9 protein-coding genes are annotated in these 15328 nt (G+C 56.3%); 5 read left to right on the top strand and 4 right to left on the bottom strand.

Annotated features, from left to right (window positions below):
- Window positions 1–278 precede the first annotated feature (278 nt).
- Window positions 279–1715 carry a type I glutamate--ammonia ligase gene (gene glnA, locus Tam1G_RS01875; protein WP_033890296.1) on the top strand — a complete coding sequence of 479 codons (1437 nt, stop codon included), beginning with the start codon at window positions 279–281 and terminating at the stop codon, window positions 1713–1715.
- A 100-nt stretch (window positions 1716–1815) separates the two neighbouring features.
- On the opposite strand, the gene Tam1G_RS01870 is transcribed toward glnA, so the two are convergent.
- Window positions 1816–2190, bottom strand: coding sequence for a hypothetical protein (locus Tam1G_RS01870; RefSeq protein WP_033890295.1), 375 nt, complete (start codon window positions 2188–2190; stop codon window positions 1816–1818).
- 72 nt (window positions 2191–2262) lie between these two features.
- Here Tam1G_RS01870 and Tam1G_RS01865 point away from each other — a divergent pair, with 72 nt between their 5' ends.
- On the top strand, window positions 2263–3225 hold the full coding sequence (locus Tam1G_RS01865) for a cation diffusion facilitator family transporter (protein WP_051917324.1): 963 nt from the start codon (window positions 2263–2265) through the stop codon (window positions 3223–3225).
- A gap of 211 nt (window positions 3226–3436) precedes the next feature.
- The gene (locus Tam1G_RS01860; protein WP_101625250.1) at window positions 3437–5026 is read left to right on the top strand and encodes an ATP-binding cassette domain-containing protein; all 1590 of its coding nucleotides are present in this window, start codon (window positions 3437–3439) and stop codon (window positions 5024–5026) included.
- Window positions 5027–5174: 148 nt separating this feature from the next.
- Here the strand turns inward: Tam1G_RS01860 and Tam1G_RS01855 are convergent, their stop codons facing one another.
- Entirely contained in the window at window positions 5175–6290 is a 1116-nt protein-coding gene (locus tag Tam1G_RS01855; protein ID WP_101625249.1) for an Mrp/NBP35 family ATP-binding protein, read from the bottom strand.
- Between the two features lie 92 nt (window positions 6291–6382).
- Between Tam1G_RS01855 and Tam1G_RS01850 the strand changes: the two genes are divergently transcribed.
- On the top strand, window positions 6383–6604 hold the full coding sequence (locus Tam1G_RS01850) for a DUF6199 family natural product biosynthesis protein (protein ID WP_133124961.1): 222 nt from the start codon (window positions 6383–6385) through the stop codon (window positions 6602–6604).
- On the opposite strand, the gene ligA is transcribed toward Tam1G_RS01850, so the two are convergent.
- Both ligA and Tam1G_RS01840 read right to left on the bottom strand, forming a co-directional pair.
- A complete protein-coding gene (gene ligA / locus Tam1G_RS01845) occupies window positions 6585–9272 on the bottom strand; it encodes an NAD-dependent DNA ligase LigA (RefSeq protein WP_101625247.1) in 2688 nt (895 codons plus the stop codon). The genes Tam1G_RS01850 and ligA overlap by 20 nt on opposite strands.
- Window positions 9273–9380: 108 nt before the next feature.
- Window positions 9381–12737 (bottom strand): tetratricopeptide repeat protein, encoded by a 3357-nt coding sequence (locus tag Tam1G_RS01840; RefSeq protein ID WP_101625246.1) that lies wholly within the window; start codon window positions 12735–12737, stop codon window positions 9381–9383.
- Between the two features lie 168 nt (window positions 12738–12905).
- Here Tam1G_RS01840 and Tam1G_RS01830 point away from each other — a divergent pair, with 168 nt between their 5' ends.
- On the top strand, window positions 12906–15254 hold the full coding sequence (locus Tam1G_RS01830) for a hypothetical protein (RefSeq protein WP_242689725.1): 2349 nt from the start codon (window positions 12906–12908) through the stop codon (window positions 15252–15254).
- The last annotated feature ends 74 nt before the right edge of the window (window positions 15255–15328 follow it).

Here is a 15328-nt window from a genome sequence, read left to right as displayed (position 1 = left end):
CTGACATCCGAATCATTTTGGATGTCAGGGCTTTTTCTATAGCCATCTCACTCATTGTGCTCGCGGCATTACCACTCGTACGCTCGCTGTGCTGTCCACGTTACGGACGAACTCACGGTGTCTGCATTTTCTCCCTGAAATATCAATTCCTTGAAATTTCGCGGTTCATCGGCATTCATCAACCAGTACGAAACATTCTCGTAACCCAAGTTTCGAGCTGGCGAAACGCGCGATTTTACGATGGGTACTGTTAAATTTCACACGAAAGGAGCGGTCCCGTGACCGAACTCAAGTCCAAGGAAGACGCCGAGGCCCTTATCAATAAGGAAGGCATCGAGTATGTCTCCGTTCGTTTCACCGATCTTATCGGCGTTCAGCAGCACTTCACCGTGCCGGCTAGCGAGTTCCTGAAGGACGCATTCACCGACGGCATGCCGTTCGATGGTTCCTCCGTCCAGGGCTTCCAGGCCATCAACGAGTCTGACATGAAGCTGGTGCCGGATGTTGCCACCGCATTCGTTGATCCGTTCCGTAAGCACAAGACCCTCGACGTGGCCTTCTCCATCGTCGACCCGCTGACCGACGAGCCGTACTCCCGCGATCCTCGTCAGGTTGCCGGCAAGGCTGAGGCTTACCTGAAGTCCACCGGTATCGCCGACACCGCATCCTTCGCTCCTGAAGCTGAGTTCTTCATCTTCGACAAGGTCCGCTTCGAGAACGGCATGAACCGTTCCTTCTACGAGGTCGACTCCATCGAAGCTCCGTGGAACTCCGGCGTTGATGTTGAGGAAGACGGCACCCCGAACATCGGTTTCAAGAACCGCGTCAAGAAGGGCTATTTCCCGGTTCCTCCGATTGACCACACTCAGGATCTGCGCGACGACATGGTCGCCAACCTGCAGAAGGTCGGCCTGATCCTCGAGCGTTCTCACCACGAGGTCGCCGGCGCTGGCCAGCAGGAGATCAACTACCGCTTCAACACCCTGCAGCATGCAGGCGATGACCTGATGAAGTACAAGTACGTTGTCCACGAGACCGCTGCTCTGGCTGGCAAGTCCGCCACCTTCATGCCGAAGCCGATTGCTGGCGACAACGGCACTGGCATGCACTGCCACCAGTCCCTGTGGAAGGACGGCAAGCCGCTGTTCTACGATGAGAAGGGCTACGCCGGTCTGTCCGACCTGGCTCGCTGGTACATCGGCGGCCTGATCAAGCACTCCTCCTCCGTACTGGCCTTCACCAACCCGTCTCTGAACTCCTACCACCGTCTGGTTCCGGGCTTCGAGGCTCCGGTCAACCTGGTGTACTCCGCTCGTAACCGTTCGGCCGCCATCCGTATTCCGCTGGCTGGCACCTCCCCGGCTGCAAAGCGTATCGAGTTCCGTGCTCCGGATCCGTCCTGCAACCCGTTCCTCGCCTTCTCCGCTCAGCTGATGGCTGGCCTGGACGGCATCCTGAACCACATCGAGCCTCCGGAACCGGTCGACAAGGATCTCTACGAGCTGCCTCCGGAAGAGCACGCTGGCATCAAGCAGGTCCCGAGCTCCTTGGCTGAGGCTATGGATGCTCTGGAAGAGGATCACGACTTCCTCACCGCTGGCGACGTCTTCACCGACGATCTCATTGAGACCTGGATTGGCCTCAAGCGCGACGAGATCGATCAGGCTCGCCTGACCCCGACCCCGCTCGAGTACGAGCTCTACTACCACATCTGATAGGTAGTTTTAGGTCATAATAAAACCCCAGTTGCTTTCGGGCAGCTGGGGTTTTATTAGTTCTTGTCTGGCTTAATTATGACTGAGCTGTGCAAACCAATCAGAACAATGGTTCCATGCCTTCAGCCTGAGGCTTGCGCGGCTTAGTAGTCCTGCCGGCATAACGCGCATACACCAGCCAGCTGCCATCCTGATTTTCCATGCGGGCCTCAAATTTGCCGCCCTCAAAGCCACGACGCTCGCCATTGCGAATCTTCAATACCGCTTTATTCGCAGCCGCACGATTGACGGACTCCCCCACCTTATACCAGCCCGGATGTGCTTTCAGCCATGTCGCCAAAGCTGGGCCGTTACGCTTAATCTGCGGTCGCGAATCCTCAAGCTGTGCATCATAGCCTTTTCTACGGCATTGCTGCAGGAAATGCGCCGCTTCTAGCGGGTCATCAAAAGCTACCCTAATCGTCGTTTTTCCCATAAAAGATTAGTATACCTCTCAGTGAATGGTGCTCACGAGAAAGCCTATAATGCTCCTTGAAAGAGGAGATATATCGTGTCTGATCAGAAAAATGCAGGCGCTGCAGTCAAAGCAGCACTGCTTGCCAATGTTGGTGTGGCTTGCGCCAAATTTGCCGCGGCCGCATTTACCGGTTCATCATCCATGTTTTCAGAATCCGTGCACTCGGTGGCTGATTGCGCCAACGAATTGGTGCTCATGCTGGGAGACAAGGCTTCGGATCGCAAATCCCGCGGCGATCATCCATTCGGCTTGCATCGTGTGAAGTATTTGGCCAGTTTCATTGTGGCCACGCTGCTCTTCTTCGTTGGTGGCGTGTTCGCCGTATCGCAGGCTGCGGGCAAACTTGCCGGGTTGATTGAAGGTACTGTGCCGCGCGAAGCCGAATCGGTGGAGCTTATTGCCGCACTGGTTGTGGTTGGCATTTCCGCCTGCCTGGAAGGATACGGCCTGCACACTTCCATACATGAGGCGCGCGATCGCATGAAGCGCGTCAAAGTAGAGGATGATTCTTTAATAGGCTTCTGGCGCCGCACCAAGTCAGCTGAGCTCGCCTCGGTCATGATGGAGGATACGTTGGCGCTGATCGGCCTTGCGTTCGCAGGATTGGGCATCGGCCTTTCCATTATTACCGGCGACGAACTCTATGATGCCATTGGTGGTATGCTCGTCGGCCTGGTGCTGGTCTGCGGTTCAGCAGCTTTGGCCTTTAAGTCCGGCTCTTTATTGGTTGGTGAAAGCCTGGATCCCAGCACGCGTGCGCAGGTTGTCAAGGCCGTGGAAAGTACTGATGGCGTGGACCGACTGATTAATATGCAGGCGATTCACATGGATGAGGATTCCGTACTGCTGTGCTTGAAAGTCGAGACGTCGAAGCTTGATCGTGATTTTGACGTGCAGACTGTCGACAAGATCGAAACCAATATCCGCGGCGCCCTGCCTTGGTATGAGTGGGAGATTTACGTCGAACCGGATATCTGGCGAGCGCAGCATTAGTCTTCCTTTCTATCCCTGCAACGAATGGTTCTCAATAGGAACCGTGCGGGATGTGCTATGCTGGCATCGCCAAAAGAAAGGACATACTAGGTTGCTGATTTGATAGCCGCGGATACCATGCGCATCGATGCGCGCCGCCGTGCTGCTATCAACCTGTATCCGCTGCCATCACTCATCATAAGGCGGTGCGCCCAACCATATGGAGGCGCCTATGCAACCTATCACCTTGTCCTTAAGCAATATCACTTTTACCTATCCGACGGCCGGCAGCCCACTCTTCGCTCAGGTCAACTGCACGTTCCCGCAAGGTTGGACTGCTGTATTAGGCGACAACGGTATCGGCAAATCCACATTGATGGCGATCGCGCGAGGCAAACTCCGTCCTGATAGCGGTCAAGTGTCGCCCAATAATCTCGTGTTGAGCTACTGCCCACAAGATATAGCGGTCCGACCCGTGAATCTGGAAGACTTCGCCGCTGATTGGCAGTCTGAAACCATTCGGCTACGAGAGCGACTCGGCATTGAAGATGATTGGGCGTACCGGTATGACACCTTGTCAGGAGGAGAAAGGAAGCGTCTGCAAATCGCATGCGCACTGGCACAAAAACCTGACGTGCTTATTTTGGATGAGCCGACAAACCATGTTGACGAGCCCACTCAGCAAGCCATCATTGAGGTCATGCGAAATTACCAAGGAATTGGCATCGTTGTCTCCCATGATGTGACGCTCATCGACGCCACCTGCACGCGCTGCATCATGTTTGAACGCAGGCACGTCAACGGGCGAAATCTCACCGAAATCATTACCTATCAGGGCAATTACAGTCAAGCCGCGCAACAGAAGCACTGTAATGACCGTGCCGCTTCGCAACGGCTTGCCGATGCTCGAAAAGAGATCAGCCGATTGGAATCCGCACAGTCGCAACGATTTGCCAAGGTGCAGCAGGTCGAGGCCGCCAAGCAGCACGGAGAGCGCATTAATCCCAAGGATCATGACGCCCGTAATCGCAGGAATCTGGCAAAAATGACCGGACTGGACGCCGGAGCCAGTCGCTCATACGCGCAGCTCAATGGCCGGCTCGCCAAGGTCCGGCAAACCGGCGAAGCGATATCGACGGCATCCAAACGGTACGACGGCAATATTTGGCTGAATATCGAACCCAGTAGCAGATGCGAATTAATCCGCCTTAAATCAGAAGTCATTCCATTCGATGAGCAACTATTGCCGGAACAGCTTAAGGACAAATCGTTGACTGTGGCGGCTCAATCAAGCAATGTCATTCGGCTTAATCCTCCGCAGGATGGCGAAGCTCCTCAAGGAGTGAAAATACCATTGATCAGCATTGGTCCGCGTGACCATCTTGCCATTATTGGGCCAAATGGAGCTGGGAAAACAACATTGATACGCGCGATGATTGATGCTGCCATTGATATACCTATGCTGGTCATCCAGCAAAATACAACGCTTGCGGATACCGAGCAGGCTATGACATTGCTGCATGGTTTAAGCCAAGCCGATAAATCGATGGTGTTAAGCGCGTATGCACAGCTTAATGCAGATCCTGATCGGCTTCTTCAAGGTGAGGTAACTTCTCCTGGTGAGCTACGTAAGTTGTTGCTGTGTCTTGGACTGGTGAGTAAGCCGCAGCTTATTGTGATGGATGAGCCAACGAATCATCTTGATCTCAATTCCAAGGTTGCCTTCGCACGCACGCTCGGTGGCTACCCTGGCGCATTGATTATTGTTTCGCATGATGATTGGTTTGTGCGGCAGCTTACCGCAGCGAATGGTTCTCATTAAGAAACGTGCGGGGAAAACACACATAAACGCACAGACGCATAGCGGCTGGGAACGGCGTTATTCCGCCCACTCCCAGCCCTATCATGTGCGATTCGCCAGCAACAATCCCCGCACAGTTCTTAATGAGAATGATTCGCTGCGGGATATGCTACGCCATTAACTGCTCAGCCAGGGACCGGAAGGTCTTGCCGATGCCATCATTGCGCAATGCACCGTCGACATCCAAGACGGCGGGGCGTCCGGCCTCACCGGTTTCGCGGACTTCAGGTTCCAACGGCAGCTGAGCCATCAACGGTACGTCATAGCCCAACGCTTCAGTCAGCTGCTCGCTGACTCGCTGACCGCCGCCTTCGCCGAAGATGCGCAGTTTTTCGCCCTTATGCTCGTAGTAGCTCATGTTCTCCACGACGCCGCGCACCTTCATCGGCACCTGCAGAGCGACCAGACCGGAGCGTACGGCAATGTCGGAGGCGGAAGGCTGCGGGGTGGTGATGACGACCAGCTCCGCATTCGGCAATGCCTGAGCCACGGAAATCGCCATATCGCCAGTGCCCGGAGCCAAGTCAAGCAACAGCACGTCCGGCTGCCCCCACCAGACGTCGGACAGGAACTGTTCCAGCGAGCGCTGCAGTCGCGGCCCGCGCCAGAGGATCGCGCGATCAGCGCCCGCGAACATGCCGATGGAAATCAGCTTCACGCCCCAAGCGGTAACCGGCATCAGCATGCCGTTCAGGTTCGTCGGTTGCGTATGCACACCGAACAGGCGAGGCAATGAGAAACCGTAGATGTCCGCGTCAATGGCGGCAGTGTCATAGCCCAGCGCCGCAAAGGTGGCTGCAAGGTTCGCAGTTACCGAGGACTTGCCTACACCACCCTTGCCGGATGCGATGGCGAAGATACGGGTTTTGACGCCCGGCTTGTTGAACGGATTCTGCTTACGTTCGGCTTTTAGATCGGCCACCAAGTCGTCCAGCTTGTCCCGGCTCATTGAAGAGACTTCAATATGCGGGGTGAGTTTGGCATCCGGGTAGGAGGCGACCGCGCCGTTGATCTGATTGGTGATGGTTTCCGAAAGTGGGCAGCCCTCAACAGTCAGTTCCACATGTACAGTGACGTCATAATCGACATCGGCATCATGTGCAGAGGGTACCGCGTTAATGGCGGCAATCATGCCCAAATCAGTAACCGATCGGCCTAATTCCGGGTCGATCACACGGCTCAAACGGTTGTAGATTGCTGCTTCAATCTCGCGGGTTTCGCTCATCAATCCTCCTTATTGCCGCCCACTAGAGTACCGTGCAATTCGCCGGCATGCTAGAGCTATGATGAGATTACTTTCACCGCAGAAAAGGAGCGATGATGCCCACCATCCTGCAAATAGTGCTCAGCGAAGTAATACTCATCGCGATTGGCGTGTTCCTGCTATGGAAGCCCGATCTTGTCTGGAAACTGGAGCATTTCCTTGATGTCAAAGGTGGGGAGCCCACAGATTTTTACACGGGAAATGTGCGCCTATTAGGCACGCTCATGCTGGTAGGCGCGATTGTGTTTCCAGTGATCATGCTTGCAATGCACTGACTTCGCCGGTTTCCAAGAGCTCACCGAATTGGTCTTCGTTGAGCATCGGAATGCCGAGCTCCTCGGCCTTGGCGGCCTTGGAGCCGGCGTTCGCGCCGACCACCACATAATCGGTTTTCTTGCTCACCGAGCCTGCGGCTTTGCCGCCACGCTCGAGAATCGCCTCTTTGGCGGAGTCTCGCGAATAGCCCTCAAGCGAACCGGTGACTACCACGGTTTTGCCAGCCAAAGTTTGCGGCAACGTGCTCTTTTCCGCAGCTGCCACGCCGACACCGGCTGCCGTCCATGCTCGCAAGGTCTCTCCACGCCAATCCCCTGGTTCGCGCGCGGCGGCAAACCAGTTCACCACGGATTCTGCGATTTCCGGGCCGACGCCATCGATCTGCGTCAAATCCTCTACACTGGCTGATTCGATGGTTTCCAACGAACCCATTGCCGAGGCAATCAGGCGCGCAGTGGGCGGACCAAGACGACGAATCGACAACGCCACCAGCACACGCCATAGGTCGGCATGACGGGCCTTGTCCATTTCCTCGAACATCTTGCGCGTGTTCTCGCCTGGGCGGATGTACACCGGCACATCCGTCTCACCGGTACGGGTCTTCTTATGGTCCACACGCACAATCACCGCATCAGCCGGAACATCGTAATCCGGGTAGGCGGTCACCGTGATATCCGATGCCTCAGCTCCCCCGCGCGCGGCCAACTGCTTGGCGGTCAATTTTTTAGCGGCAACCGGAGCCGTCCAGAATGCCGGCACCTGATGCCACAGGCCAGAGCCGCCCACCCGCTTACGGGTACGCTTCTTCTTACCGTTAGCATCCACGGTTTCACGCATTTCAATGATCGCCGCTTCACGCCAGACGCGCACATCCTTCAAATCGTTGGCATTCAACGCAAACAGGCCAGCCTCGCTGAATAGCACGGGAGTCTGTTCAGCCGGCAGTTCCAATCCGGCGACCGGCTCATACGGCTCGGGTTCCTCGCCCGGCTTGACGATGATTTCCGCGATATTCGGCGCATAAGTGTCTACGGAGCCCGGGCGGTTTTCCTCAGGATTCGTCAACGCCATAGCCGATTGATCGCCCAAATGCTCGATATCGAAGGCCTTCCGGGAAGCCAGGGAGATGACTCGCTCGGTCAACTGCGCCGGGCAGCTCTCCACGTTCGGGCAGCGGATATCCTTATCGCCTTCCTTGGCGGGAGCCAACTTGGCACCGCAGGATGGACAATATTCAGGCATCACAAATTCACGCAGCTGGTCTTCGCGACCCTTACGACGTTCCAACACCGGCCCGACCAGCTCAGGAATCACATCGCCAGCCTTGCGCACTACCACGGTATCGCCAATCAGAATGCCTTTGCGCTTGACTTCGAACGCATTATGCAAGGTGGTGCGGGCCACGGTGGAGCCCGCCACATATACGGGCTTCAAAATGGCCACCGGCGTGACTCGACCGGTGCGCCCCACCTGCACACGGATATCGAGCAGTTCGGTGTTCACTTCCTCAGGCGGATATTTGTAGGCGATGGCCCAGCGTGGCGCGCGCGACGTGGCACCCAACGTATGCTGCAATGCCAAGTCATCGACTTTGACCACGATGCCGTCGAGCGCATGTTCGATATCGCCGCGATGTTCGCCGTAGTAATCGATCATGTCCAAAATCTCTTGGAATGTGGTCACCGAACGATTGTGCGGGGAGACCGGCACACCCCATTTTTGATAGAGCTCATAGGCTTGTGACTGGTCGGCGACCACATCATGGGTACCGCGTGGATGGTCGGCACCCCACGTGAGCTGGCCCAGGCCATGAGCATAGAAGCTCAGTCGCCTAGTGGCGGTGATGCGCGGGTCCTTTTGGCGTAGGGAACCGGCTGCGGCGTTGCGTGGATTGGCGAACGGCGCACGACCGGCGTCTTCCTGCTCGGCGTTCAAGGTGCGGAAATCATCCCAACGCATGAACACTTCGCCGCGGATTTCCACGAAGTCCGGAATATCTCCCTTGGGGCCGCCAAGGTTTGCTGGAATGGAGCCGATGGTGCGCACGTTCAGCGTGATGTCTTCGCCGGTGACGCCATCGCCTCGGGTCAAGCCCTGCTCCAGCACTCCATTGCGGTAGATCAGGTTCAGCGCAAGCCCATCGATTTTCACCTCGCAGCTCATCGGCAATGGCTTGCCTTGAGGCCAGTCGAGGTCGCGAATCACTGAATCGTACCAGTCTTTGAGCTCTTCGATGGAGAACACATCGTCAAGGCTCATCATGCGGCTGGGATGGCGCACGGAGGCGAAATCGTTGGAGAACGTGCCGCCAACGCGATGCGTGGGAGACTGCGGATTGTCAAGTGCGGGGAATGCGGCCTCGAGCCGTTCCAGCACGCGCATGCGGGCATCATAGGCGGCATCGGAGCTGACCGGGGAATCGTCGATATAGTAGGCGATCTGGTCGGCTTCCACCCAGGCGGCCACACGCGCCCACAGGCGAGCGGCCGCTTCGGCGCTCAACGTGTTCACGTCCAACCGGTCAATGCGCACGGCATCATCGTCAGTTGGCTGCAATGCAGCTATCCATTGCTCGGAACCTGGCGCAAACTTGGTTGCCCCTTCATTCGGCTTTACTTCAACGGTATCGCCATCGTCAAAATCCCATGCCAACTGTTCAATGCTCATAACCGACTATCCTAGCCGAGCTATGGAATCGAAGATTATGCCGAAACTTCTCTCCCTCAGTCAGCCTTACGGCTGTAGGCTGCACCATCAGAGGGAGCCGATACTCGGTCAGGTAGTTAGAGAGCGCAGGTATTGGGCTTGGATGATGTCGATGTCTCCGCCTTCACCATCGTTCATGCGAGCCACAGCCACGGATAGTGTGCGAGCGGGCACGAACATGCCTTCGTCCACGCATACGCGAGCGGCATCACGCACAATGCCACCGACTTCAATATTCGGCCAGACTGGCAGATCATGAGAAGCCAATACATACGCGGCTGCATCCACTGATTCGGGCACATGAATGCACTGTGAATCGGCACGAGCCACCAGCTCCTGCAATTCACCTTCCAGGGAGGCGATGGCTCCGGGCGCTATGTGATCACTCATAATATAGGCCGCGGCCGCGGTCTCGAAATGATCGAGCATCCACTCGCAGTAGGCAAAACGATAGTATGCGAATGCGGCATCGTCACGATCCAGGGCCACGCGCAACGCGTTCAGGCAGGCTGCGCGAGCGGAATCCCAGTCCTCATTGCGAGCCAATTGGATGGCCAGTTTCAAATGAGACAACGGATATGCTGGAGCGTACGAAACCATACGGTTCAAATGCGGTATGGCAGCTTCCGCCCCCTTGATTTGACCGAGCACATCCGCCAATTCCATATGCGCGTAGAACAGATTATCCGGGATAAGCATCGTGCGCTCATCCATCGTGGCGAACAAACGGTTATAGATCACACGTTCGGCGTACGAGTTGAAGTAGCGCGGCACGCCCGGACCGGCTGCGAACGCCTGATCCAAACGCGATACGGCTGCTTCAGCCACTTCAATAGCCTGATCGGCCTGCCCGGAGAACAGCAGATCGCGAGCGCGCAAACGGTCTTTGTCCAGCTCATCGGCAAGCGTGAACTTGAAATCTGGAGTGTCCTTGCCGTCGATCAGCGCACTGGTTACTTCGGACGCCAATCCGGTGAGTTCCGGATCGCATATGGCGTCGATAATGCTCATGGCATGTTGCGCCTTCTCCACGGAATCAAGCTGATCGTTGTGAGCAAGCGCATGGAATTCGGTAACGGCACGTTGCAGCATGTCCACTCGTTGAATGGCCAGACCGCTGCTGTTCGCCGCGCCAAGCACTGCCGCCGTAGCCGAGCTGAACACACGATCTTCCAGTTCCGGTTCTTCTTGGGCACCCAATGGGGCAAAGCGCCTATCGGTCAGATCGAAGTCCGCATTGATGGGCTTCAAACCGCCTTCGCCGTCCACATCCATCACCGCGCCGAACATCCGATACGTGTCTTGCGGATGATCGAGACCGTCCGTGTTAAGCCGGCGCAAGAATGCGTCGCGGGTGAGCGTCACGGTGACCATGTTGCGCACTGTGGGGTTGCTGCGCAGCACGCTCATCGGGTCAGCGTTGCTGGGCTCCTTGATGTTTTCAGCATCATCGTCAGCGCCCATTGAACCGTCACCGTCCGGCCCCAAGCTGAAGGACATGGCATCGATATCGATGCCCTTCATCAGATCCTCGAACTGGGAGTCAATGGAAGCGGAAGCACCCTCACCGCCACTGTGAGCGTCAGTATCAGGTTCAGCAGCATCCTGGCCATCCGTCTGCTCATTTTGCCCAACAATGCCGGCATCTGAGCCAGTGTTCTGTCCGAAGGATTCCTCGCGACTGATTGGGCGCGTGGGGTCACCGTGGAAGTCGCCATCCTTGGGGTCGGCTTTGGAGCTGGAGCGGCCAAGGTCTCCGCTGCGCAAATGTTCGAATGCGCGCAAAGCTTCGCTCATCATCTGTTCGATGGCGCTGTCTTGCTCGGCAATGGCTTCTTCCAAACCAATGGAGTCGATATGCAGCCAAACCTGCTTCACGTCGGGGCTGGCGCCGAAGCTCATCGCGGCCATCATCAAACCGACGCGCAGATTGTATGCCACGCTCATTGCGGCACGTTCCGTGCTGGACAGCGACCGCCATGCATGGCTTACATCGTCATAGCGACTGTCCGGCATCATCGACGTGCCGGCTGTGGTAAAGCCGATGGCCACTTCCCCGTTCTCCAGGCAGGAGCGGAATTCCACATCGAAACGATATGGCAAGCGCAGGCGGCGCAGCAACGTGGATAGTGTTTGACGGTACACCCATTCGCTTGGCTGCGACCCATCCGGCACAGTATTGCGCGGATCGGGGAATTCTTCACGAATCTGCTGGGCGGTCTGTTCCGCAATATTCACCAATCGCAGTACGGCTTCGCGTTCATCGTCGCCATCGTACGGATCCAATGCCATGATTGCCGGATTTTCAATGAGCTTCATATCAATCTGGGCGGCTTCGGCACGGGTCACCGTGTCTTCGGTAAGTGTGCGTCCCAGCGACGAGTTGCGTTCCAGCCATGCGCTCACCGCGGCGAAACGGTTCAAGTTGCCTTCGATTTTCAGCGCTTTCAATGCTTGGGTGAACGCTAGAGACTTATCCCAGGCAAAGAAGTAGCTGTTCGAATAGCTTGACGTGTATAAATGCAATGCTTCGGCACCATGCACGGCTTCCAAGCCTTCGAGCTTGTCCAATGCACCGGCTTCGCGCATCAGATCGGCAAAATGATCTTCCAGACCGGATGCGCGCATGCCATGAGCACGCGCAGCCAACGTGTCCCTCACCGAACGGCGAATCGCGCCAATGGGTGCCTCTCGATTCAGACGGCGGAAAATATTGCCCGAACCGAAACCAATCAGCAGACCGTTCACCTGCGGCAGCATGTATGCGGCGAAGAACGCAATGGCAATCGCATCGCGATATTCCAGATTATGCCGCATGTCTGCGGGCAGGTTGGCGCGCATCTGCTCCAGCGTGTATCGGTTACCGGTTTTCAGCCATGATGCCAGCCACGTCATACGGCCGGTATCATCACGCCCTACCACGCCACCGGCAATGGCTTTTACTGATTTGCCGGTATGCCGGCGCAATGCGTCTTCCATTGAGCGCACACGCCCGGCTCGTGAATGCTCATCGAGTCCAAGACGCTCGCCGTTCGGCAACGTTACATCTTTTTCCCTGCCGAACATGAAACGCGGCTGCATCTCCTGCACGTCCATGTCCGGATCCGAGCCTACGAATACACGGCCATGAGCATCCGCAAACGCCACCTGGGCAAAATGATCGCGGTCTGGGAAAATGCCCAACGAAAAGCCACGCCCCCGCGTGGATGGCAGCTGCGCCCAACCGAGCACCAAACCTTCCGGCACATTCTCGAGCGCCGGGAAGGTATGACGTTTCACCACTGGGCTAATCGGCACAGCATGGCGAATCAGTTCATCGATCACACCACCCTTGCGCTCACTGGTTTCGCGAAGCGCATCGCCAAAAGGATTCGTTTCCGCTTTTTTCGGCTTGGTCAGCCCTAAATCGGCAGCGAGCGCGTTCATCGAATCTTTGAGCCCGCCCAGCAAAGATGTGTGGGGCTTATTCCTGTGATTCGACATACGATTTGGCATGATTCTCATTCTCTACTGTTTGCCAGACATAAAGCTTATAGAATAATGGGCGTGCATTCCAAAGAACTTATTTCCGCCGCCCAGCCCGCGACCGTTCACATGGCCAAGCGTCTTCGTCATGCGCTGCTCATGGTGCTGGCTGCCTTAGCCGTCATCGCTTCGCTGGAGTGCATCGTATTCAATGCGCCGTTTTGGCGCACGATGGGTGCCAGCACGGATACCAACGCCGTGCATAATGCGCTTGGCAGTGGTTTGAAACGTACTGATGATGGCATGCTGACCATCACCGATCCGACTAATGCGTATCTTGAATTGACGGCTGATGGTACATCTGATTTTCTGCGTATCGATACCGTTAGCAGCAGCGTCATCGATAAGGCGCGCAAACAGGCAATGAAGCAATCCCGCGAGCAGGGTGATATCAAGGTTGCGAAACCATTGAACACGGTTCATGTGCGCGTGGATGTTACCAGTACCGTTGCAAGCACTGCTGACACCGCTAATACTGCTGACTCAGCTGCCGGCAATAATGCTGGCACGTCCAGTGATTCCTCACAAACAACAGCACAGTCCGCAACGCAGGATGCCGCACAACCCACAACACAGACAACGACTGGCAAAGCACAATCCATAGGCATCGGTTCAGCTCGCAGCCATTACATCAACGTATCCGGGGCTGGCGTCGTTCGCGTATGGATTCAAGAGGAGCGCGGCGCAATAGTACCTGTCAGCGACGCGCGCGCCAATGTCAAAGTACCGTTCTCCTTCAATTGGGTGCGCGTGGCCGTCATGGCTGTACTGGTGTTGCTTATTGCATTGTGGCGCCCCGGTTCCAAACTATGGCGCATCACTTTGAATCCTTCGAGCACACGCCAGCGATGGGCGTTTGCCGCCATCATGGCAATTCCCACGGTGGCATTGGGCTCATCCATCGTCTGGCAACTGCTGTATGCCACTCCGCTCGCCTTCCATACCGCAGGCGGATACACGTATGATTTCGACCAGTATGCGCATGTGGCTGATTCCCTTATAGCCGGTCGCCCGTGGCTGGACCTTGAGGTGCCGAGCCAGCTGGCGCAAACCGAAAATCCGTATGATGTGGCCACGCGTCTTAAGCTTTTGAATGATGGAGTGAGCCCCCTGTATTGGGATTACGTGTATTACGGAGGGCACTGGTATTCCTATTTCGGCGTGCTCCCCGCAGTGTTGCTGTTTGCTCCATACCGACTGATTACCGGCCGGATTCTGCCCACCAGCGCCGCCGAACAATTCCTGGTGCTGCTGTTCATTATCTTCTTCTCGATGCTGCTGCTGCGTCTGATTCACCGGGTGATGCCGAAGACTTCTATTGCAGCTGCGTCATTAACGGTTGCTTCCGGCTTGCTTGGTGCGCAAATAGGATATTTGGCATATCGCACGAATTTCTATCAGGTACCGTTCGCCGCATCATTGGCGTTGACTTCATTGGGATTGTGGTTCTGGCTGGGAGCGGATACTTCGGCCCGGCCGCTGCTGGCCGCCGACCGCTGGCATGCGGGTAACGCTGCACCATTGTCGTTGCCGAGGCTCGCGCTTGGCGCTTTGTGTATTGCCGCCAATTTCGGATGCCGCCCGACCTTCACGCTGACCGCGCTCCTTGCCTTCCCATTATTCTGGCCGCAGATTCGCGCGATGATCAGCGACTTGGCATGGCGTTCGGTGAGCCCGGTCAAGGCTCTCAGAGCGCCGGCCGCGATGGTTCTGCCCGCCATCGCGGTGGTGATTCCACTGATGATCTGGAATAAGGTGCGTTTCGGTTCGCTGCTGAACTTCGGCAACGCGTACCAGTTCACGGTGTCCGATATGACTCGTTACGCCACACCTGCGGTGGATATGCCGTACACGATTTGGTATTACCTGTTCCTGCCGTTGCGTTTCACCGATCAGTTCCCTTGGCTGGCACTCTCCCCCGCGCCAATGCCCACTTGGGGGTATTACGAGGTGATGGTTGGTGCTTTGTTTACGGCCACGCCGCTGATGCTGCTGGCATTGGTGCTGCCATTCCTGAAAAATTTGGAAACGCACGGTATGCGCACCTGGCTGTTGAGCTGTCTGATTTTGGCGGGCGCGCTGATGATATTCGACGGTTCCGTGGGCGGTCTTGGCTGGCGTTATCTGGCTGATTTCGGCTGGCTTGCCGCGCTGGCCGCCGTACCGGGCACGTTGTGGCTGGTGAACGGCCGCGAGCCGAGCCGTTCGTTGGCAGGTGCGAATGATGCTGCTTCCGGAGATGGCATCGCTCATGTCACACCGTGGCGTTGGCTGATGCGTTGGACTGTGCTGCTTCTTGTGCTGTGGACAGTAGGCATAGCATTGCTCAGCTGCTTTGTGCCAGGGCGTGATGATGCGATGATCAACAACAATCCTGTGCTCTGGCATGATGTGCAATCATGGTTCTCACTATTGTGAGCGATAACTACGTACTTTTTTCATGTAATCTCAGGGTTGGCTCCAGTGTTTGCCCAGTTTTTTCCTTATATTTC

This window comes from Bifidobacterium imperatoris, from assembly GCF_002860405.1.
In the GTDB taxonomy this organism is placed as follows: domain Bacteria; phylum Actinomycetota; class Actinomycetes; order Actinomycetales; family Bifidobacteriaceae; genus Bifidobacterium; species Bifidobacterium imperatoris.
The sequence above is the reverse complement of the archived record's forward strand: the minus strand, read 5'-3'. Positions and strand labels throughout refer to the sequence as shown.

Coding starts and splice junctions, on each gene's coding strand:
- ligA (WP_101625247.1), bottom strand. CDS start 9,272: ATGAGCATTGAACAGTTGGCATGGGATTTTGACGATGGCGATACCGTT.
- Tam1G_RS01870 (WP_033890295.1), bottom strand. CDS start 2,190: ATGGGAAAAACGACGATTAGGGTAGCTTTTGATGACCCGCTAGAAGCG.
- Tam1G_RS01860 (WP_101625250.1), top strand. CDS start 3,437: ATGCAACCTATCACCTTGTCCTTAAGCAATATCACTTTTACCTATCCG.
- Tam1G_RS01830 (WP_242689725.1), top strand. CDS start 12,906: ATGGCCAAGCGTCTTCGTCATGCGCTGCTCATGGTGCTGGCTGCCTTA.
- Tam1G_RS01850 (WP_133124961.1), top strand. CDS start 6,383: ATGATGCCCACCATCCTGCAAATAGTGCTCAGCGAAGTAATACTCATC.
- Tam1G_RS01855 (WP_101625249.1), bottom strand. CDS start 6,290: ATGAGCGAAACCCGCGAGATTGAAGCAGCAATCTACAACCGTTTGAGC.
- Tam1G_RS01840 (WP_101625246.1), bottom strand. CDS start 12,737: ATGAACGCGCTCGCTGCCGATTTAGGGCTGACCAAGCCGAAAAAAGCG.